Below are 20,436 nucleotides of genomic sequence, written 5' to 3' on the forward strand. Positions count from 1 at the left end.
GCGTTCAGCGGTCGGTGCACTGCCCGGTGGAGACCGTCTCGGAGTAGCGGTCCGGGTCGGTCAGCACCGGCCCGGCCTGGTCTGCGGTGATCGCGAAGCCGACGTTGCTGCCCTCCACGGCGCGGGCGAAGACGACCCCGGCCACATCCCCGGACTGATCGATCAGCGGTCCGCCGGAGTTGCCCTGCCGGACATCGGCGCTGAGCTGGAAGATCTCCAGTGTGCTCGGGGAGCTGCCGTAGATGTTGTTGACCTGCGAGACGTCGCGCGCCTGGACCACCGCGCTGCCCGCGGAGAACGGGCCCCCGGCCGGGTAGCCCATCACGTAGCCGGAGTCCCCGACGTCGAGGCCCTGGCTGATCTGAAGCGGCGCCACATCCAGCCCGTCCACGGCGATCAGAGCCAGGTCGGAGGCCGGATCGAAGTGCACGGCGCGGCCGCTGAGCACCTCACCGTCCGGCATCTCCACAGCGGGCTCAGCCACCCCGGCGATGACATGAGCGTTGGTCACCACACGGGTGGGGGAGACCGCGAAGCCAGACCCTGACTGGGACTGTCCACACTGTTCGGCCACTCCGGTGATCCGACCCACCGAGGCGGCGGAGGCGAGGCCGGCGTCGTTGAGATCCTGGTCCTCGGGCAGCTCCGCAGGTTCGGGCACCAGCTGAGCGATCTCCGGGATGTCAGAGTCCAGCACCGCGGTGCGGACCTGGGCGAACCAGGACTCCGCCTGGTCCGGGACCGCGGAATCGATGGTGCTCAGCACGGTGGACTGCTTCATCGCCTGGTTCACCGCGGGGAAGCCCATGGCGGAGATGGAGAAGGACAGCAGCGCGATGACGAACACGGCGACCACCACGTTGACCAGCCCGCCGACGAGCGAGCTGATTCCGCGCACGGCGCGGGAGTTGAACATCCGCTGGACCTCGGCCCCGGCGGCGGAGCCCAGCCCGTGGCCGGCGGTCACCAGCACGATGACGGCCGCGAGCACCGCGATCACCCGCCAGAGCGGATCAGGGACCCAGGACGCGACCAGCGGGACTGCGAAGAAGGCCGCGGTGGCACCGACCAGGAAGCCGAAGACCCCGCCCAGGGTGGCCCAGACGCCCTTGCGCAGGCCTGCCAGGAGGAAACCGAGCAGCACCACCACCAAGATCACGTCGAGTAGGGTGATTCCCATCGGTGGCGGACTCCTTATGGTTCAGGTGGCTCTGGCTCTGGCTCTTGCGCGGGATCGCGGCGAGGAAATGCGGCTCGGAGCGGCGGTTCGGGACTGCTGCACCGGGGCCGCTGCGTCGAGCCTCGGGCCGCACGGATCGGTCCCCAAAGAATGACATAGAATCCTTGGCCGCTTGCTGAACGTTTCCGCACGTCGAGGCGAACTGGTAACTTCTAAGCAACGAGACTCTGTTATCTCACACATCCAGGAAGAACGGATCGCCCATGGATCTTGAAGTACTGCGCCGCGCACCGCTGTTCGCCACGCTCGACGACGACGTCTTCAGCGCCCTCATCAAAGAGCTCAATGAGGTCGACCTCTCCCGCGGGTCATCGGTCTTCCACGAGGGTGACCAGGGTGATCAGCTCTACTTCATCATCTCCGGGAAGATCAAGCTGGGACGCACCACACCGGATGGCCGGGAGAACCTGCTGGCCGTGCTCGGCCCGGGTGAGATCTTCGGTGAGATGGCGCTGTTCAACCCCGCGCCCCGCACCGCCACAGCCACCGCGGTGTCCGAGACTCGGCTCGCCGGTCTGCGCCACGACAGCCTGCGCAACGTGATCACCACCAACCCCGAGGTCTCGGTCCAGCTGCTGCAGGCCCTGGCCAAGCGACTGACCCGGACCAACGAGTCCCTCGCGGACCTCGTCTTCTCGGATGTGCCCGGCCGTGTGGCCAAGGCGCTCCTGGACCTGGCCGACCGCTTCGGTCGTCCGGCTCCGGACGGCGTGTTGGTGGCCCACGAGCTCACCCAGGAGGAGCTGGCCCAGCTGGTCGGAGCCTCCCGCGAGACCGTGAACAAGGCTCTGGCCGAGTTCGTCCAGCGCGGCTGGCTGCGCCTCGAGGCGCGCGCCGTGGTGATCCTGGACATTCAGCGGATCCGCCAGCGCTCGCGCTGAGCTGAGCCCGCTGGTTTCGCCCAGCACCGACTCCAAAGATGAGTCTGCAGACACAGAAGGAGCGCCCGGCTCAGTGCCGGGCGCTCCTTCTGTGTCTGCCTGCGTCTGTGGGGGAGGCGGGGCTGCGCGACCGGCAGGGATCGCGCAGGATCGCCCGAGGTGCGCCCTGAGGCTATTCCCCGGTGACCCGTGAGGGTGGATAGAACCGCAGGAATTTGCGCACCAGCGAGGCCTGCGCGGCCAGCAGCAGCGCCATGCGGCGCGGGCTGCGGTCGGCCGCGTAGAAGAACGGGTTCCGCCTGCCGCCAGAACGCAGGATCCGGGCGATCCGGCGTCGTCGTTCCGGGTCTGAGACGTAGCGGCTGGCCAGCCAGCCCGGCAGCACGGTGTAGACCGTCTCGGCCTGGTCCTCCACGCGGGTCGTCTCGCCCTCGGCGGAGAGCTCCCCGCGGATGAAGTCCCGCACGTAGTACTCGACCGGGTTGTTGCCAGCACCGGTGATGTAGTAGCTGGAGCGGCCCAGACGCGGGTTGAGCTCGAAGAACTTGGTCTTGCCGTCGCGCGGATCGTATTTCAGGTCGAAGTTCGCGTAGCCCACCCAGTCCAGCTCGGTGAGCAGCTTCTGTGCCTGATCCACGGCTTCGGAGTTCTTCGTCGTGAGGATCACCGAGGGGTTGCCCAGCGCGGCGGGGGAGTGGTCCTCCACCACGGTCTCGCCCCAGGAGGCGAACCTGATCACCGAGTTCTGATCGGCATAGCAGGTGAGTACCCGCATGTTCTGGTCGTCGCCGGGAACCTCCTCCTGCACCACGAAGCTGGCCCGGTACCCGGCGGCGTGGACCTTGCCGAAGAGCTCGGCGAGCTCCTCCGGGGTCTGCACCCGGTGGACCTTGTGCTTGCCCTCGAACTCGGTCCAGTACCAGGCGGTCACATCGGCAGGCTTCGCCCAGACCGGGAAGCTGAGCTCCAGCGGGAGCTGGGCGTCCAGATCGGCGCCGAAGTCCACCACCCGGGTGACCGGATGGTCCACGCCGAGATTCTCGGCCAGCGCGGTGAAGTTGTCCTTCACGGTCGCTGCGTCGAACCGAGCCCGGTCGACATAGGGGACGACCACGTCCTGGCCCAGGTCCTCCGGGTGGGCCTCGCGCAGCTCGATGATCGCCTGCACTGTGGAGTCGATGGCGCCCAGCAGCAGGATCGGAATGCCCTGATCCCGCAGCCGCCGGATCGGGGCGAGGTTCAGCCCGGTGCGCACATGCTCCATCACCGTGCCGTTCTCGATCTCAAGGTGGGTGATGATCTTGGAATGCTTGATCATCCACATCTGGTGCTTCGAGAGCACCAGTGAGGTGATGCCGTAGGCCTCATGGAAGGCGCGGGCCGCGCCATAGGCGCCGGCGTCGCCGCCGATGATCACCGGGGCGAAGCCGACCTCGGCCCAGGCGCGCTCCTGCTCCTGCCACCGCGGGTCCTGGGTCAGGACCGGGGAGGCCTCAGCGGACATGGGCGATGAGGTCGACTTCCACCGGGGTGTCCAGCGGCAGCACCGGCACGCCGACGGCGCTGCGTGCGTGCTGCCCGGCCTCGCCGAAGGCCGCCCCGAGCAGCTCCGAGGCGCCGTTGAGCACCTTGGGCTGACCGGTGAAGCTCGGCACCGAGGCGACGAAGCCGCCGACCTTGGCGATCCGGGTGATCCGGTCGAGGTCGCCCACGGCCGCCTTCAGCGCGCCGATGCAGTTGAGCGCGCACTGCCGCGCGAGCTCATAGGCCTGCTCCTCGGTGACCTCGGCGCCGACCTTGCCGGTCATCGGCAGCGCGCCGTCGATGAAGGGCAGCTGTCCGGAGACATAGACGACGCCGTCGGCGATGACCGCCGGCTGATAGGAGGCCACCGGGGGGACCACCTCGGGAACGCTCAGGCCGAGCTCGGCCAGGCGCGCTTCAACAGCAGAGATCTGCTCAGCCATATGTCTGACTCAGTTTCGCGGGCGCTTGAGGTAGGCGACGGGGGCGTTGCCCTCCGGGCCGGGCAGCACGGTGACCAGCTCCCAGCCGTCCTCGCCCCACTGGTCAAGGATGCCCTTGGTGTTGTGGATGATCAGCGGAATCGTCGCGTATTCCCATTGGGTCTCAGATGCACTCATATTCTCAGACTAACGGACGCCCGCCGCGACCAAGAAGCGTCCGACCCGATCCGCGCCGATCCGCGCCCGGATCCCCGCCCCGATCCGCACCCAGGTCCGTGTGACGTCACCTCCCGCGTGGCTTTGACCTTGCCGCTAGGATGAAGCCCATGGCGTCGCGTAAATCTCCCCTGTTTGATACTGCCACCACGGTCGGCAAGATCATGTCCTTCCTGGGCGTGAGTGCTCTCTGTGGCCTGCTGGCAGCAGGGTTGATCTTTCCGCTGGCAGCCTCCGGAGGCGCCGCCGCGGCCGCCGGCACGGACATCCTCGAGGACATCCCCGCCGAGCTGGCGGAGGAGCCGCTGAGCGTGCCCTCTCACATATACGCCTCCGATGGCACCGAGCTGGCGACCTTCTACGCCGAGAACCGTCAGCCGGTGGCACTGGAGGACATCTCCCAGGAGATGATCGACGCCATCATCGCGATCGAGGACGAGCGCTTCTACGAGCACGGCGGCGTCGACCCCCGCGGCCTGTCCCGCGCGCTGGTGCACAACGCCACCTCGGATTCCCAACAGGGCGCCTCCACGATCACCCAGCAGTATGTGAACAACATGTTGATCAACGCGGTCGTGATCACCGGTGAGGGCCGCCTGACGATCTCCGGCACCGGGGAGAAGACCTACGCCGACAAGCTGCGCGAGATGAAGCTCGCCGTCGCGGTGGAGCAGGAGATGACCAAGGACGAGATTCTCGCGGGCTACCTCAACATCGTGCTGCTCGGTGGCCGCACCTACGGCGTGGAGGCGGCCGCGCAATATTATTGGGGCATCCCGGCCTCTGAGCTCAACGTGGCCCAGTCCGCGGTGCTGGCTGGCATGGTGCAGTCGCCCAACGGCTACAACCCCGAGGTCGACCCCGAGGCCTCCCAGGCTCGCCGGGACATCGTGCTCGGCTCGATGCTCGACGAAGAGGTCATCACCGAGGAGGAGTACGACGAAGCCGTCGCCTCCGGACTCGGACTGGACATCAGCCGCGAAGAGGTCGGCTGCGTCTCCGCCAGCATGGGCGAGTACTTCTGTGACTACGTGCGCCGCGAGATCCTCGCCAGCGACACCTTCGGCCCGGACGAGGCGGCCCGAGAAGAGCTGCTCGACCGGGGCGGCCTGCGGATCACCACCACCCTGGACCCGGACGCGCAGACCGCGGCCGAGGAGGGCGTCATGGAGACCGTTCCCGCCGATGACAGCTCTGGCGCCGGTGCCGCGATCTCCTCTGTGGAGCCGGGGACCGGCAACATCCTCGCCATGGCGCAGAACCGCGTCTTCACCCCGGAGCCGGGCGACGGAAACACCACGTTGAACTACAACGTTGATGCGGAGGACGGCGGCGGCAACGGGTTCCAGCCCGGATCCTCGCTGAAGCCCTTTGTGGTCGCGGCCTATCTCGAAGAAGGCGGGGAGACCGACGACGTCGTCGACGCCTCCGTCGACGAATGGGGTGACACTTCGCGCTGGGAGGCCAGCTGCCTGGAGCGCGGGTACACCACCTCGGACCAGGACTGGACCGTGGGCAACGTCGAGGAAGACTCCAACCGTCGGATGACCATCGACTATGGCGTCTACTTCTCGGTCAACACCGCGACGCTGGCCACCGCTTCGGACATGGACCTCTGCGCGATCACCAACCTCACCGACCGCCTCGGCGTCCACCGGGCCACCGACACCAGCCAGGGGCTCTCCCCGCAGAACCCCTCGTTTGTGCTGGGCACCGATGAGATCGCCCCCCTGACCCAGGCGGCCGCCTACGCGGCCTTCGCCGCCGACGGCACCTTCTGCGAGCCCCGCGCGATCCTGGAGGTCACCGACACCCACGGCAACGAGTACGACGTGCCCGAGGCCAACTGTGATCAGGTCATCGACGAGGACATCGTGGCCCAGGTCAACGACATCACCATCAACATCGCCGAGGGCACCATCGCCGCCGGCGACCCGCCGTTCCCCATGGCCGGTAAGACCGGAACCACCGACGAGGCGGCTCACACCTGGTTCGTCGGGTACTCCTCCGGAGTGTCCACCGCGAGCTGGATCGGCAACCCCGAGAGCAACCAGGGCTACCGCGGACGCACCGTGGCCGGCGAGTTCTACGAAGAGTTCTTCGGCTCCACCCTGGCAGCCCCGATGTGGTTGGACTACATGGAGCAGGTCGGAGGCGACTATGACACCTCAGACTTCCGTGAAGCCGATGATTCCCCGTTCGAAGACCGGCGCGACCGTGAGCGCTACCGCGACGGCGGCACCGTCTCCGAGGGTGGTGACCCCGGCACCGACGGCTCCGCTGTCGATTCCGAGGACGATTCCGACGACGATTCCGACGACGAGAACTCGAACAACGGCGGCAACAACGATTCCGACGGAGACGACGACTGAGCCCCACCGCATCCCTGAAGGTGGTGGGCCTGGGTGTCAATGACTTCCAGGTCCGCCATGTTCCTGTGCCGCTGCGTGCCGGGGCCGGACTCCGGATCCTGCACATCTCCGATATTCACTACGTCCCGGGCCAGCGCAAGAAGTTCGCCTGGCTGCAGTCCCTGGCGGAGCTGAACCCCGACCTGGTGATCAACACCGGGGACAATCTCTCGCACCCTGATGCGGTGGGAGAGGTGCTGGAGGCGTTGGGGCCGCTGCTGCGGTTCCCGGGAGTCTTCGTCGGTGGATCCAACGATTACTTCGCGCCGACCTGGAAGAACCCGCTGCGTTACTTCCGAGGCCCCTCGAAACTCGATGCGCACCCCGAGGATCTGGACTGGCAGCGCCTCTTCAGCGCCTTCGAGTCCAGCGGCTGGAAGAACCTCAACAACCGGACCGCCGAACTGAGCGTGGCCGGTCAGACCCTGAGCTTCTCCGGGGTGGATGATCCACACATCGGCCGAGACGACTTCCGGGGTTGGCCCGCAGACGCGGCCGCCTCGCCGGAACAGGACTCGAGTGCCGACCCGCTGCGCATCGGTGTGGCCCACGCTCCGGTCTCCGCGGCGCTGAACACGCTGGCCGGCAGCGGCGCCGAGCTGATCCTCGCCGGGCACACCCACGGCGGGCAGGTCTGCCTGCCTGGTGGTCACGCCCTGGTCACCAACTGTGACCTGCCGCGTCCTCAGGCCAAGGGCCTGAGCTCGGTGCAGGTCCCGGCACGGAAGGTGTCAGGCCATCCGGAGGAGCCCGCCCGGACCGTCCCGCTCCACGTCTCCGCAGGCATCGGAACCTCCCGGACCGCCCCGGTGCGGCTGTTCTGCCCTCCGGAGGCCACCATCATTGAAGTTCAGCACGAAACGACATAGGTTAGTTGCTTGATGCAACGAGTAGTTGGAGTTGAGAGAACCGAGACCTCCGGGCGCAGTCGCACGCTCTGGCAGGCCCTGGCTCGGCTCGGCCCCTATCTCGAGGGCCTCAAGCTCCGCTGGACCCTGGGCCTGATCGCAGCAATCGGCGCCGGCATCGTCGCACTGTCCATCCCGCAGGTCCTCCAGGTCCTGGTGAACTCGCTGCTTGATGACGACGCCCAGCTCAGCGCCGTGTGGGGCGCCGCAGCGGTGATCCTCGCGCTGGGCGTGCTGGAGGCCGGACTGGTCTACCTGCGCCGGTTCTTCGTGATCCCGCCAGCCTCGGATGCCGAGACCTCCATGCGCACCCGGCTCTTCGACAAGCTCCAGGACCTCTCCGCCTCCTTCCATGCCGCCTGGGGAGCCGGGCAGCTGCAGTCCCGCGCGATCGCCGACCTGAACCTGCTGCGCCGATGGTTCGCCTTCGGCTCGCTGATGCTGATCACCTCGGTGGTCAGCCTGCTGGTGGGCTTCACCCTCATGGCCACGCTCTCGCCGCTGCTGGCGGTGGTCTTCCTCTGCGCCGCGCTGCCGATCATGATCATCGGGCCGCGGTTCCGGAAGAAGTTCGTGTACTACTCGCGGGCCTCGCAGGACCAGGCCGGGGACGTGGCCACCAAGGTCGAGGAATCGGTGCATGGCATCCGGGTGCTGAAGGCCTTCGGCCGCGGGGACTACGCCCAGGAGGGCTTCACCGAGGAGGCCGACGAGCTGCGCGACCTCGAGGTCTCTAAGGCTCGCACGCTGGCGAAGTTCCTGATGGCCATGGTGATCCTGCCCGAGGGGATCCTCGGGCTGTGCCTGCTGATCGGGCTGTGGCAGGTCGCCAACCAGGAGACCACCGGCGTGACCATCGGCGCGCTGGCCGCATTCTTCGCCACCGCCGCGGTGCTCAAGGGCCCGATCGAGGGCGTGGGCATGATGCTGGGCATGACCTTCACCGCCAAGACCGCCATCGACCGGCACGCCGACGTGATGGACACCGCCACCGAGATCACCTCGCCGGAGGCCCCCGTGGTGGCCCCGGAGCGCGGGGTGCTTCAACTCGAGGACGTCCATTTCCGCTACCCCGACACCAAGCCCGGGGACCGGGACCTGATCGACGGGGTCACCTTGGAGGTCCGGCCGGGCGAGACCATGGCACTGGTCTCCGCCACCGGCGGGGGCACCTCCACGCTGCTGAACCTGATCCCCCGGCTCTATGAGGCCACCGGCGGTGCGATCCGGATCGACGGGGTGGACGTGAAGGACTTCAGCCTGGCAGATCTGCGCTCCCGGATCGGGGTCGCCTTCGAGGACCCGATCCTGTTCTCCACCTCGGTGAAGTCCAACGTGCTGCTGGGCACCTCCCACCTGCGCGACGTCGACGACCCGCAGGACCCGCACCGTGACGCCGCACCAGCACCAGATGAGCTCGACGAGGTGCTGCGCCGATCCCTGACCACCGCCGACGCCGAGTTCGTCGACACCCTGCCCCGGGGTGTGGACACCCCGGTCGGGGAGGAGGGGCTGAGCCTCTCCGGCGGTCAGCGTCAGCGCCTGGCGCTGGCCCGCGCGATCGCCTCCGCCCCTTCGGTGCTGCTGCTCGATGATCCGCTCTCCGCCCTGGATGTCCGCACCGAGGAGGCGGTCACGCACCGGCTGCGCGAGGTGCTGAACCGGACCACCACGCTGATCGTCGCGCACCGACCCTCCACCGTGGCGATGGCGGACCGGGTGGCGATGCTCGAGCACGGCCGGATCAGCGACGTCGGCACCCACTCGGAGCTGCTGCAGCGCAGCCCCGCCTACCGCGAGGTCATGAGCGCCAGCGTGCGCCCCATCAGCGCCGAGGAGGTGCTCAGCCATGAGTGAGGCTTCCGAGCGAGCGACCGGCGGAGGCCGCCGCGCCGTCGCGGGTGAGGCCCCCGACGCCGAGGCCGCCCACGCTGGCGTCCCCGACGCCGGGGCCAACTTCGCCGCCGATGACCGCTTCGCGCACCTGCGCGGCACCGCCGGCGAGGAACAGATCCAGCTGGACAAGGCCGAGCGCCGGTTCATCCGACGTCGTTCCTGGAAGCTGCTGGTCCAGCTCTCCGTCGGGGTGCGGCGCAAGCTGCTGCTCACGGCGATCTTCGTGGTGATCGCCCAGGCCGCCCAGGCCTCGATCCCGCTGATCGTCGCCTGGGCCATCGACTGGGGGCTGCCACGGATGATCGAGGGGCAGAGCTCGGGCATGTGGCTCCCCGGCCTGTCCTACATCGCCTGCGCGGTGATCGCGGGAGTGCTGATCTTCCACTACACCCGGATGACCGCCGAGGCCTCGCAGCAGATGCTCTTCACCCTGCGCGGAGAGGTGTTCCGCAAGACTCAGGCGCTGAGCCTGGACTTCCACGAGGACTACACCTCGGGCAAGGTGATCTCCCGACAGACCTCGGACCTGGAGTCGCTGCGCGAGCTGCTCGACGGCGGGATCAACTCGCTGGTCCAGGGTGTGATGTTCATGTTCTTCACCGGTGTGACCATCTGGATCATGGACATCCATTCGGGCCTGATCCTGGTCGCCGCGCTGTTCCCGATCGCGGTGCTGGGTCGCTGGTACCAGCGCAACTCCGAGGTGGCCTACCGGCGCACCCGGGTCTCCTCGGCCAAGATGATCGTGCATTTCGTGGAATCCATGACCGGCATCCGCGCCGTGCAGGCCTTCCGCCGAGAAGACTCGCGATCCCGGCAGTACCGGCGCCTGGCGGCAGACTATCGAGAGGATATGGTCCGCTCGATCTCCCTCTTCGGGGTGCTCCAGCCCTCCCTGATGCTCATCGGCAATGTCACGGTCACCGCGGTTCTGCTCTGGGGCGGCTACCGGGTGCTCGAAGGTGATCTCGGGATCGGTGTGCTGGTCGCCCTGGTGTTGGCGACCAAGCGGGTCTTCCAGCCGCTGGACATGATCGCGATGTTCTACAACTCCCTGCAGTCGGCCACCGCGGCCCTGGAGAAGGTCTCCGGGCTGTTGGAGGAGAGCCCCACCGTCACCGAGGCCCGCCACCCGCGGCATCTGAACGAGGCCCGTGGCGAGCTGGAGTTCAGCCAGGCCTCGTTCCGCTACGCCGAGGACGGCCCGGTGGTGCTCCACTCCCTGGACCTGCACATCCCAGCAGGTCAGACCGTGGCCGTGGTGGGACGCACCGGTGCCGGGAAGTCCACCCTGGCGAAGCTGCTGGCGCGCTTCTACGACGTGAGCAGCGGCGCGGTGACCCTCGACGGCGTGGACCTGCGGGACCTCGCGACGGCCGATCACCACCGCCACGTGGCCATGGTGACCCAGGAGGCGTTCCTGTTCTCCGGGACCATCCGAGGCAACATCGCGCTGGGCCGGCCGGAGGCCTCCGAGCAGGAGATCATCGCCGCGGCCAAGGCCGTGGGCTGTCATGACCTGATCCTGGAGCTGCCCGAGGGCTACGACACCGATGTCAACAAGCGTGGCGGAAGGCTCTCAGCCGGCCAGCGGCAGCTGATCTCCTTCGCCCGGGCGTTCCTGGCAGACCCTGCGGTGCTGATCCTCGATGAGGCGACCTCCTCGCTGGACCTGCCCAGTGAGGCGCTGGTGCAGCAGGGGCTGGAGCGGCTGCTTGGCAACCGCACCGCGCTGATCATCGCGCACCGGCTCTCCACCGTGGCGATCGCGGACCGGGTCCTGGTCATCGACGACGGCCGGGTAGTGGAGGACGGAGCACCTGAGGAGCTCGCGTCGCAGGGCGGCTACTACGCCAAGCTCGACGCGGCGTGGCGCAGCTCCATGGGAGCCTGAGCAGCTCAGTTCTCGCGCAGCAGCGAGGCCAGGTGGTCGATGGCGTAGCGGTAGCCGTTGAGCCCTGCGCCGGCGATCACCGCCGCCGCGGCGGGGGAGACGTAGGAGTGCCGGCGGAACTCCTCGCGGGCGTGGACGTTGGAGAGGTGCACCTCCACCACCGGCAGGTTCACCGCGCGCAGCGCATCGGCGATCGCCACCGAGGTGTGGGTGTAGGCCGCCGGGTTGATCACGATCCCCGAGGCGTTGTCCTTCGCGGCCTGGATCGCATCGATGAGGGTGCCCTCATGGTTGGACTGCAGCAGCTCCGCCTCAAAGCCGAGCGCGGCGGCGGACTCGCGGCACAGGGTTTCGATGTCGGCGAGCGTGGAGGAGCCGTAGATTCCGGGCTCCCGGGTCCCCAACAGGTTCAGGTTGGGTCCGTTGATGATCAGCAGGCGCGGAGTCTCAGTGGGCATGTTCACACCTTACCGGCCACGCTGAGACCCCCACCACGCGCTGAGGGGCGGATTCTCCGGGTATTCAGCCCCTCGAAGGGGGCATAATGCCCGGAAAATCCGCCCCTCAACACGGGGTGAGCGGTGCGGCTAGGAGGCGCCGTGCTTGGCGCGCATGTCCTCCGCGATCTGCAGCATCACCGTGGGATCGGCCAGCGTGGAGGCGTCTCCGGCCTCGCGACCCTCGGCCACATCCTTGAGCAGCCGGCGCATGATCTTGCCGGAGCGGGTCTTCGGAAGCTCAGGCACCACCAGCACGTTGCGCGGCTTGGCGATCGGGCCGATCTCCTTGCCCACATGAGTGCGAAGATCCTGCTCCATCTGCGCCTTGTCCCCGCCCTCGGAATCGCCGCGCAGGATCACGAACGCCACAACAGCCTCGCCGGTGGTCGCGTCCTTGGCTCCGACGACGGCGGCCTCAGCCACCGCCGGGTGTGAGACCAGCGCCGATTCGATCTCGGTGGTGGAGAGCCGGTGTCCGGAGATGTTCATGACGTCATCCACCCGGCCCATGAGCCAGACGTCGCCGTCCTCGTCGGTGCGCGCGCCGTCGCCGGCGAAGTACACGTCACCGAAGCGGGACCAGTAGGTCTCCTGGTAACGCTCCGGGTTCTTCCAGATCCCGCGCAGCATGGCGGGCCATGGCTCCTTGATGACGAGCAGGCCGGCCTCGCCCTTCTCCAGCGGGGTGCCCATCTCATCGACGATGCCGATGGAGATGCCGGGCACCGCGGTCTGCGCGGAGCCTGGCTTGGTCGCGGTCACACCGGGCAGCGGTGCGATCATGTGCGCGCCGGTCTCGGTCTGCCACCAGGTGTCCACGATCGGAGCCGGCTCCTCCTTGGGAGCCTTGCCGACGCCGTTGTTGGCGCCGATGACGTCACGGAACCAGAGCCAGGCCTCAGGGTTGATCGCCTCGCCCACGGTGCCCAGCACCCTCAGGGTCGAGAGGTCGAACTGGTCCGGGATCTCCCGGCCCCACTTCATGCAGGTGCGGATCAGCGTCGGCGCGGTGTAGAACTGCGTCACCCCGTACTTCTGCACGATCTCCCAGAGCCGGCCCTTATGCGGGGTGTCCGGGGTGCCCTCGTAGATGACCTGGGTGGCACCGTTGACCAGCGGGCCGTAGACGATGTAGGAGTGCCCGGTGACCCAGCCGACGTCGGCGGTGCACCAGTAGACGTCGGTCTCTGGGTGCAGGTCGAAGGTGTCCCGGTGGGTCACCGCGGTCTGGGTCAGGTAGCCGCCGGTGGTGTGCAGGATGCCCTTGGGCTTCCCGGTGGTGCCGGAGGTGTAGAGGATGAACAGCGGGTGCTCGGAATCGTGCGCCACGTAGCTGTGCTCGGTGGACTGCTGCGGCACGACATCGTGCCACCAGACGTCGAGGTCCTCGTTGAAGGCGACCTCCTCGCCGTTGCGCTTGACTACGATCACGTGCTCCACGGTGTGCCCGGGCGCCGCGAGCGCGTCGTCCACGGCTGGCTTCAGTGTGGAGGGTTTGCCGCGGCGGTAGGAGCCGTCGGCGGTGACCACCAGCTTCGCCTCGGCGTCATCCACGCGGGAGCGCAGCGCATCGGAGGAGAACCCGCCGAAGACCACCGAGTGGATCGCGCCGATGCGGGCGCAGGCCAGCATGGTCACGATAGTTTCGGGGATCATCGGCATGTAGATGGCGACCCGGTCACCCTTGGTGAGGCCGAGGGATTCGAAGGCGTTGGAGGCGCGGGCGACGTCGTCGGCCAGCTCCTGATAGGTGATGCTGCGAGAGTCACCGGGCTCACCCTCGAAGTGCAGCGCGATGCGGCTGCCGTTGCCGGCCTCGACGTGGCGGTCCACTGCGTTGTAGGCCGCGTTCACCTCGCCGCCGACGAACCATTTGGCCACCGGGGCCTCGGACCAGTCGAGCACCTCGGTGAAGTCTTTGTCCCAGCTCAGCACGGAACGGGCCTGATCGGCCCAGTAGCCGAGACGATCCTCGGCGGCCTTGTCATACCGGTCCTGCGTGGCCACGGCGTTCTTCGCGAAGGTTTCGCTCGGGGGGAAGACCTGACCCGACTTTTGCATCGAGTCCAGTTTGTTCTCTTGCTGGGGATTCGGGGTCATGTGGCTCCTCCTTGGATACTCCTGTGTTGCCGCTCACAATACATCCTTTGCCGCCGTGGGCCTGAGGCGAATATCACATAGCGGACACCCCTCCTGGGCTTTCGTAGAATGGTCTCGATGCCTGAAGAGACCCTGCTGGGAAAGAAGCGCCGCGTGCGCCGGATTCACCGTGTCCTGGGGCAGGTGTACTCCTACGCCGTGGCCGAGCTGGACTTCAGCAATGCCTTCGAGCTGCTGATCGCCACCGTGCTCTCCGCGCAGACCACCGATGTGCGGGTCAACGCCGTCACGCCTGAGCTGTTCCGGCGCTGGCCGGATGCGCACGCCATGGCCCACGCCCCGGAGGAGGAGCTGGCCGAGGTGATCCGGTCCACCGGTTTCTATCGCGCCAAGACCCGTTCGCTGCTGGGGCTCTCGAATGCGCTGGTCAGCGATCACGACGGCGAGGTGCCGGGTTCACTGGACGCGCTGGTCAAGCTGCCCGGGGTGGGCCGCAAGACCGCTTTCGTGGTGCTCGGGGATGCCTTCGGCAAGCCTGGGCTCACCGTGGACACGCACTTCGGCCGGCTGGCCCGCCGGCTGGGAATGACCCAGCAGCAGGACCCGGTGAAGGTCGAGCAGGAGGTGGCGGAGCTTTTCGAGCGGCGGGACTGGACCGATCTGTCCCACCGGCTGGTCTTCCATGGTCGTCGGATCTGCCACTCCCGCCGACCCGCCTGCGGCGCCTGTCCGATCGCCTCGCTGTGCCCCTCCTTCGGGGCCGGAGAGGTCGACCCCGAGACCGCCGCCACGCTGCTGAAGTATGAGTTGGCGCCGGGACGCGATGAGCTGCTGGCCAAGATGCAGGCCGGGCAGACCCGCAGGCAGCTGCGCGCCCAGGGGTACCCGCTCAGTGCGTGACGCCGAGACTGCCCCGCAGGGTCCCGATACGCCTGGCATGGACGCGCCCGTGGGGTTCTCGCTGACCGGCGCCACGGTCCCGACCAGGCTCGAGGCGCTGCTGCAGCAGGGTCGCGACTACGTCCTGGCGCATCCGGAGTCCTCGGGGTCCGGCGGCTGGTGGAATCAGCGTCCGGCCACCACAGCGCCCCGGAGCACCCCGGCCGGGATGCAGGACGCCCGGCAGGCGGCGGTGCTGATGCTCTTCTGCGCCCCCACGCCCGAGGACGACGAGGCGCACCTGCTGCTGACCGAGCGCTCCCCAGGACTGAAGAAGCACCCTGGTCAGATATCCTTCCCCGGCGGCGCTCAGGAGAAGTCTGATCGCGACTCGACGGCCGCGGCGCTGCGCGAGGCTCAGGAAGAGGTGGGGCTGGACCCCGCCCGGGTCCGGGTGCTCGGCGCCCTGCCCCCGGCTCCGGTGCCGATAAGCGGCTTCATGGTGACGCCGGTGATCGGCATGGCCGGACACACCGGTCTGCTGCGCCCGCAGTCCGGAGAGGTGGAACGGGTGCTCACCGTGAGCCTGAAGGCGCTGATCCACCCGGAGAACCGGCGCACCGCGGCCCTGCATCGGGCGGGCACGGTGTTCAAGGCCCCGGCGTTCCTCGTGGAGGGCACGCTGATCTGGGGCTTCACCGGCATCTTGGTGGATCGGGTGCTCAATCGGCTGGGCTGGGAGGAGCCTTGGGACCCCGGTCGCATCGTGGACCCGCAGGACTACCTGCCGGGTCTCTAGGTTCGGGTCGCTGGGCGCTGCGGCGCGAGTCAGGCCATGCGGTGCACGGCCACGCCCAGGGCGTGGTCCACCCCGGGCAGGCCTTGGGCCTGCTGAGCGGCCATGGACTCGAGCATCTCTCGGGTCTCGGCGGCGCCGCCCAGCTCGGCCAGATACTGCTCGTGCGCCTCCAATGAGGCGAGCCCTCGCTGCAGCGGCTCCCCGCTGATATCGATCACATGGGTCGGCCCGGCTCCGAACACCAGCAGCTCGCGCACCGCCCAGGGCTCGAGCCGTTCCTGCTCCAGGAGTTCACGGAACACCCAGGGGTTGTCCGCGTCGCGGATCGCGTCCAGGGTGGCCAGTCCAGCGGCGCGGTGATCCGCATGGTTCAGCCCCCAACCGACCTCCAGCGCCCAGGTCTGGGTCAGCACGACCTCGGGGCGCAGCTCTCGGATGCGTCGGGCGATCTGCCGTCGGGCGTCCAGCGAGGCCTGAAGCGTGCCGTCGGGCAGATCCAGGATCACCAGGTCTGTGACCCCGACCAGCTCGCAGGCCCGGCGCTGCTCCTCGGCGCGGATCGCGGCGGCCTCCTCGGGATCCTGGCTGCGCATCCCGGCCTCCCCCGCGGTGAGCAGCAGGTAGGAGACTTCGGCGCCCTGGGCGGTCCAGCGGGCGACGGCGGCCGAAGCGCCGTACTCCATGTCGTCCGGGTGCGCCACGACGCACAGGACCCGGCGCAGCTCTGCGTCGGGATACTCGGGCAGGGCGGCGGGATCTTTGCTCATCTGCCCAGTCTAGGAGCGGCTGGGTGTCCGGGCGGAGGGACTGGTGCCGGCTGCCGCGCAGCGTTGTCGGGTGCCCCGCCGCGTTGCCGGGTGCCGCCAGCGTTTTCCCCACCCTGGTATGAACTGCGCGAGGCAGAGTCGCTGCCCACAGCCCCGCCGTCCCCGCGCTCCGCCGATGCCGAACCCGGCAGGGTGGGTTCATGGACGTCGCACCTCGCCTGCTGCTGATCACCGAGGATCGAGCGCTGCGCGATGACGTCGCGCTGATCGCCGCCACCGTAGGGGCCGCGCTCGAGTCCCGCCCGCGCTGGGAGGCAGTGGTGCCGAGGGAATGGGCAGTGCTGATGTGTGGGACCGACCGCCTGCCGCCGCGCTCATGGCTGGGACGGGGAACGCTGCTGCTGGGAATCACCGGGGAAGCTCAGAGCCAGAGCCAGAGCCAGAGTCAGTGTGAGGAGCAGCAGCTGTGGAAGCTCGCGGCGGAACAACCAGGGCTGCAGCCTGTCCCGCTGCCGGCGGGGGAGGCCTGGCTGGCCAGACATCTGGGCGCGCGGGTGCTGGATCGGAACCCTGGACGGGTGCTGGCGGTGGCCGGCGTGTTCGGAGGCGTCGGAGCGAGCACCGTGGCGTACCTGCTCGCCGCCGAACAGGCGGTGAGAGGAGCCTCGGTGCTGCTCGTCGATGCCGACCCGGCCCCCGGGGCTGGTCTCGCCGGGCTGCTGGGCGCTGAGGAGGGACGGTCCGGTGACCGAAACCGACGCGTCAGGTCGCTACGTCGCGGCGGCGGGGAGGCCGGGCTCGGCGAGGCGCTCGGATGGGCGGAGCTCGCCGCTCTTGAAGGAGAGCTCGCCTCCCCACAATTGGCGGCCGCACTGCCGATCCACGACGGGTTCCATGTGCTCAGCGGAGCGCCCGGCGTCGAGGTGCGGCGGCGCATGCTTGAACCGGTGGTGCGCTCGGCCCGGCGGGTCTTCGACACGGTGGTCGTCGATGTCGGGCGCGATTCTGACGCGGTGTCCCTGGTGCGCGAGCACCTGGATCAGCTGCTCCTGGTCACGCCTTGCACCGCACGGGGCGCCGCGACCGCACGGCAGCTGGGCGAGTCAGAGACGGGGGTGCCGTTGAGGCTGGTGGCCAACGGCGCCTCACACGCCGGGTGGAGTCCACAGGAGCTGGCGGTGGCCACGGATCTCCCACTGGCCGGGGACATCCCGGAGCAGCGCTGGCTCCGCCGGGAAGATGCCCTCGATGCCGCCTATGAGCTGCTGCGCTCCCGTCGCGGTGCGGCCTTCATAGGGGCGCTGCTGGAGGTCTTGGACCTTGAGGAGCAGGTGCGGCATGAGTGACCAGCAGCTTCACGCGCTGCGCGAGACCCTGACCAGCTCCACCGAGCCGGTGACCGCCGCCCGGATCGCCGAAGCGGTCCGCGCCTCGGGACTGGCGCTGGGGTCACGCACCACCGGGGAGCTGGTCAGGACGCTGCGCGATGAGCTCGTCGGGCTCGGCCCGCTGCAGCCGCTGGTCGAACAGCCCGGTGTCACCGATGTGCTCATCGACGGTCACCGTCAGGTGTGGACCGACGGCCCGGAAGGGTTGGCCCAGACCGCGGTGCGCTTCGCCACGGAAGAGCAGGTGCGCGGACTGGCCAGGCGGCTCATCGCGCTGTCCGGGGGTCGGCTTGATGAGGGCCGGCCCTGTGCCGACGGGCGGATCGGTGACTGTCGGGTCCATGCCGTGATCCCGCCGGTCGCGGTGGAGGGGACGATGATCTCGGTGCGGATCTCGCGGGGCTCCGCGGCGACGTTGGAGCAGCTTGCCCTCCAGTGGGACGCCCCCGAGGTCTGGCTCCCGGTGATCCGCGGCGTCGTCGACGCCCGGTTGAACTGCTTGATCTCTGGAGCCACCGGCTCTGGGAAGACCAGTCTGCTGGGGGCCATGCTCGCGGCGTGCCCGCACCAGGAACGGATCATCATCGTCGAGGACACCACCGAGCTGCGGCCGGATCATCCGCATGTGCTGCATCTGCAGCAGCGTCGGGGCAACGTGGAGGGAGCCGGTGAGCTCGGGATGGGCCAGCTGGTCCGCGAGACGCTGCGGATGCGCCCGGACCGGCTCATCGTCGGGGAGTGCCGGGGAGGCGAGCTCAAGGACTTTCTCACCGCGATGAACACCGGACACCAGGGCGCGGTGGGGACGGTCCACGCGAACTCGCCGCATGCGGTGCCGGCCAGACTCATCGCGATGGGAGCGCTCGCCGACCTGCCTCCGGAGTCCGTGGCGCTTCAGGCGGGGGCCGCCCTGGATGCGGTCATCCACATGGAGCGTCGCCGAGGTCGACGGATGCCCGTCGCGATCTCGATGATCCGCTGCATGGGGCGGGCGCTTCAGATGGTGCCGGCGCTTCTCGCAGAAGACCTCGACTCAGGGGACCCTCCGGGCGTGCAGACTCAGGTCGGCTGGGATGAGCTGACCCGGAGGATCGGACTGCGATGACTGATCCTGCGCAGCTGCCCCTGCTGGCCGTCCTCAGCGGTGCCATGATCGTCGCTGGGCTTCTGGGCATCACCCCACGTCGGGGAGCTTCGAGGGGGCCGTGGCGCCCCAGGCCGCTGCGCTCTGGACTGCTGATCGGGTGGGTCTGGCTTCGCGCGCTGCCGCGGAGGTGGAGATCCGGCCAAGGAGGCGAGGTGAATGATCTGCGCTGCAGCGCAGGGTCTCTGCTGCACCAGTACGCCGCACTGCTGCAGTCGGGACGCTCCCAGGCCCAGGCCTGGGTTGACCTGAGTGATCATTGGCGCTCGCGAGAGGACGCGCAGCTGCTGGCGCAGATCTGTGAACGGGCGGCATCCGCGGAGCAGGCCGGTCTCGGCGCGGTGGTCGGGCTTCGGCGGAGCCTCGCGGAGGTCGCCGCGGCGCACCGCCCCAGGGCCGGGCCCGTCGGCTGGAGCCATGTGGTCACCGAGTCCAGGACTGCTGCCGAGCCCGCCGCTGATGCCGGTGCCGGTCCCGGCCCCGGTCTCAGCCTCGGTGCCGCGGCGGTCCTCACCGAGGTGCTCCAGGGATTGATCAGCATCCATGCGCTCTCACAGTCCACCGGCGCACCCCTCTCGAGGTTGTGCCGCAAGGCCGCGGATTCGCTGGAAGACTCCGCTGCGCTGGACGCCGCCGTGCGAACCGCGGCGGCCGGCCCGCGACTGACCCAGCTCATCCTCGCGGCGCTGCCTCTCGGCGGACTGGCCATGGGTGCACTGATGGGGGCGCAGCCCCTCGCGGTGCTGTTCGGCTCGACTCTGGGGTGGGGGTGCCTGGTGTCGGGTCTGGGTTGTCTGCTGCTCGGCTGGCGCTGGAGCGCCCGGATGATCCGCGCGGTGACGCCGCATGGCTGAGGGACAGGTGCTTCTGGGGCTCGCATGCACCCTGCTGATGGGGCTCCTCGTGCTGCTGCTGCCGGTTGCGTCCTCACCGCCGCGCCGACGGCCAGCCGCCGAGTGGCGTGCTTCCCGCAGGGCGAGGACAGCCCACAAGCGGGCATCGGGAGCGTCCCCGCGGGACACCCCCGATGCCGCGACGCTGCTCGACCTCACGGCGGCGATGCTGCGCGCCGGAGTGGGCATCGAGCCCGCGGTGCACCGGATCTCCGAAGATGTCCCAGGCTGTGCGCCGCTGGGCCGAGTGCACCGGCGACTCGTGGCCGGACAGCCGTGGAGACAGGCCTGGTCCTGCGTGGACTCCCAGCCCCAGCTGCGCGAATTCGGCGAAGAGCTGGCGTTCGCCCATGCCACTGGCGCGCCGACGGTGGAGCTGCTGGAGCTGACCGCGCTCCAGGCGCGCCGACGTCGCCGCGCCGCGGTGGAGGAACAGGCAGCCCGGCTCTCGGTGCAGATGGTGCTGCCGCTGGGGCTGTGCTTCCTGCCGGGATTCATCCTGCTGGGGGTGATTCCGGTGGTGCTGGGCCTGGTCGAGGAACTGGCGTAATCT

At 68.8% G+C, this 20,436-nt stretch carries 18 protein-coding genes; 11 read left to right on the forward strand and 7 right to left on the reverse strand.

Features of this window, described 5'->3' with window-relative positions; genetic code table 11:
* Positions 1-4 precede the first annotated feature (4 nt).
* Positions 5-1,180: a MarP family serine protease gene (locus tag EV640_RS04410; protein WP_133725900.1), complete on the reverse strand. Its 1,176-nt coding sequence runs from the start codon at positions 1,178-1,180 to the stop codon at positions 5-7.
* Positions 1,181-1,443: 263 nt separating this feature from the next.
* Between EV640_RS04410 and EV640_RS04415 the strand changes: the two genes are divergently transcribed.
* Complete coding sequence (locus EV640_RS04415) at positions 1,444-2,121, forward strand: Crp/Fnr family transcriptional regulator (RefSeq protein ID WP_036477681.1); 678 nt, start codon at positions 1,444-1,446, stop codon at positions 2,119-2,121.
* A 172-nt stretch (positions 2,122-2,293) separates the two neighbouring features.
* On the opposite strand, the gene EV640_RS04420 is transcribed toward EV640_RS04415, so the two are convergent.
* Genes EV640_RS04420 through sp36 form a run of 3 tightly spaced genes read right to left on the reverse strand, consistent with a single transcriptional unit; the run spans position 2,294 to position 4,265 of the window.
* Entirely contained in the window at positions 2,294-3,625 is a 1,332-nt protein-coding gene (locus EV640_RS04420) for a carboxylate--amine ligase (protein ID WP_243832222.1), read from the reverse strand.
* A complete protein-coding gene (locus EV640_RS04425; protein WP_208292183.1) occupies positions 3,615-4,088 on the reverse strand; it encodes a RidA family protein in 474 nt (157 codons plus the stop codon). The genes EV640_RS04420 and EV640_RS04425 overlap by 11 nt, the downstream gene beginning before the upstream one ends.
* Before the next feature lie 9 nt (positions 4,089-4,097).
* On the reverse strand, positions 4,098-4,265 hold the full coding sequence (gene sp36 / locus EV640_RS13565) for a Sp36 family protein (protein ID WP_166645872.1): 168 nt from the start codon (positions 4,263-4,265) through the stop codon (positions 4,098-4,100).
* A gap of 149 nt (positions 4,266-4,414) precedes the next feature.
* Here sp36 and EV640_RS04430 point away from each other — a divergent pair, with 149 nt between their 5' ends.
* Genes EV640_RS04430 through EV640_RS04445 form a run of 4 tightly spaced genes read left to right on the forward strand, consistent with a single transcriptional unit; the run spans position 4,415 to position 11,413 of the window.
* Positions 4,415-6,676 carry a transglycosylase domain-containing protein gene (locus EV640_RS04430; RefSeq protein ID WP_051501452.1) on the forward strand — a complete coding sequence of 754 codons (2,262 nt, stop codon included), beginning with the start codon at positions 4,415-4,417 and terminating at the stop codon, positions 6,674-6,676.
* A gap of 23 nt (positions 6,677-6,699) precedes the next feature.
* Positions 6,700-7,584 (forward strand): metallophosphoesterase, encoded by an 885-nt coding sequence (locus EV640_RS04435; RefSeq protein WP_243832223.1) that lies wholly within the window; start codon positions 6,700-6,702, stop codon positions 7,582-7,584.
* Positions 7,585-7,596: 12 nt separating this feature from the next.
* Complete coding sequence (locus EV640_RS04440) at positions 7,597-9,480, forward strand: ABC transporter ATP-binding protein (protein WP_051501454.1); 1,884 nt, start codon at positions 7,597-7,599, stop codon at positions 9,478-9,480.
* On the forward strand, positions 9,473-11,413 hold the full coding sequence (locus tag EV640_RS04445; RefSeq protein WP_133725901.1) for an ABC transporter ATP-binding protein: 1,941 nt from the start codon (positions 9,473-9,475) through the stop codon (positions 11,411-11,413). The genes EV640_RS04440 and EV640_RS04445 overlap by 8 nt, the downstream gene beginning before the upstream one ends.
* A 5-nt stretch (positions 11,414-11,418) precedes the next feature.
* Here EV640_RS04445 and aroQ read toward each other — a convergent pair whose 3' ends face one another.
* Both aroQ and acs read right to left on the reverse strand, forming a co-directional pair.
* On the reverse strand, positions 11,419-11,871 hold the full coding sequence (gene aroQ / locus EV640_RS04450) for a type II 3-dehydroquinate dehydratase (protein ID WP_036477684.1): 453 nt from the start codon (positions 11,869-11,871) through the stop codon (positions 11,419-11,421).
* A 129-nt stretch (positions 11,872-12,000) separates the two neighbouring features.
* Positions 12,001-14,013 carry an acetate--CoA ligase gene (gene acs, locus EV640_RS04455; RefSeq protein WP_051501455.1) on the reverse strand — a complete coding sequence of 671 codons (2,013 nt, stop codon included), beginning with the start codon at positions 14,011-14,013 and terminating at the stop codon, positions 12,001-12,003.
* A gap of 117 nt (positions 14,014-14,130) precedes the next feature.
* On the opposite strand from acs, the gene nth reads away from it, so the two are divergent.
* Together nth and EV640_RS04465 are read left to right on the forward strand one after the other, a co-directional pair.
* Positions 14,131-14,913, forward strand: a complete 783-nt coding sequence (nth, locus tag EV640_RS04460) for an endonuclease III (protein ID WP_243832224.1) — start codon at positions 14,131-14,133, stop codon at positions 14,911-14,913.
* Between the two features lie 49 nt (positions 14,914-14,962).
* The gene (locus EV640_RS04465; RefSeq protein WP_208292184.1) at positions 14,963-15,691 is read left to right on the forward strand and encodes an NUDIX hydrolase; all 729 of its coding nucleotides are present in this window, start codon (positions 14,963-14,965) and stop codon (positions 15,689-15,691) included.
* A 29-nt stretch (positions 15,692-15,720) separates the two neighbouring features.
* Here the strand turns inward: EV640_RS04465 and EV640_RS04470 are convergent, their stop codons facing one another.
* Positions 15,721-16,458 (reverse strand): PIG-L deacetylase family protein, encoded by a 738-nt coding sequence (locus EV640_RS04470; RefSeq protein WP_036477690.1) that lies wholly within the window; start codon positions 16,456-16,458, stop codon positions 15,721-15,723.
* Between the two features lie 200 nt (positions 16,459-16,658).
* Between EV640_RS04470 and EV640_RS04475 the strand changes: the two genes are divergently transcribed.
* The 4 genes from EV640_RS04475 to EV640_RS13965 all read left to right on the forward strand — a co-directional run bounded on the left by EV640_RS04475 (position 16,659) and on the right by EV640_RS13965 (position 20,433).
* On the forward strand, positions 16,659-17,804 hold the full coding sequence (locus EV640_RS04475) for a CpaE-like family protein (RefSeq protein WP_133725903.1): 1,146 nt from the start codon (positions 16,659-16,661) through the stop codon (positions 17,802-17,804).
* The gene (locus EV640_RS04480; RefSeq protein WP_133725904.1) at positions 17,797-18,951 is read left to right on the forward strand and encodes a TadA family conjugal transfer-associated ATPase; all 1,155 of its coding nucleotides are present in this window, start codon (positions 17,797-17,799) and stop codon (positions 18,949-18,951) included. The genes EV640_RS04475 and EV640_RS04480 overlap by 8 nt, the downstream gene beginning before the upstream one ends.
* 194 nt (positions 18,952-19,145) lie before the next feature.
* Complete coding sequence (locus EV640_RS04485) at positions 19,146-19,844, forward strand: type II secretion system F family protein (protein ID WP_133725905.1); 699 nt, start codon at positions 19,146-19,148, stop codon at positions 19,842-19,844.
* On the forward strand, positions 19,837-20,433 hold the full coding sequence (locus EV640_RS13965; RefSeq protein WP_133725906.1) for a type II secretion system F family protein: 597 nt from the start codon (positions 19,837-19,839) through the stop codon (positions 20,431-20,433). Before EV640_RS04485 ends, EV640_RS13965 begins: the two co-directional genes overlap by 8 nt.
* Positions 20,434-20,436 lie beyond the last annotated feature (3 nt).

Source organism: Nesterenkonia aurantiaca, assembly GCF_004364585.1.
GTDB classification, from domain to species: domain Bacteria; phylum Actinomycetota; class Actinomycetes; order Actinomycetales; family Micrococcaceae; genus Nesterenkonia; species Nesterenkonia aurantiaca.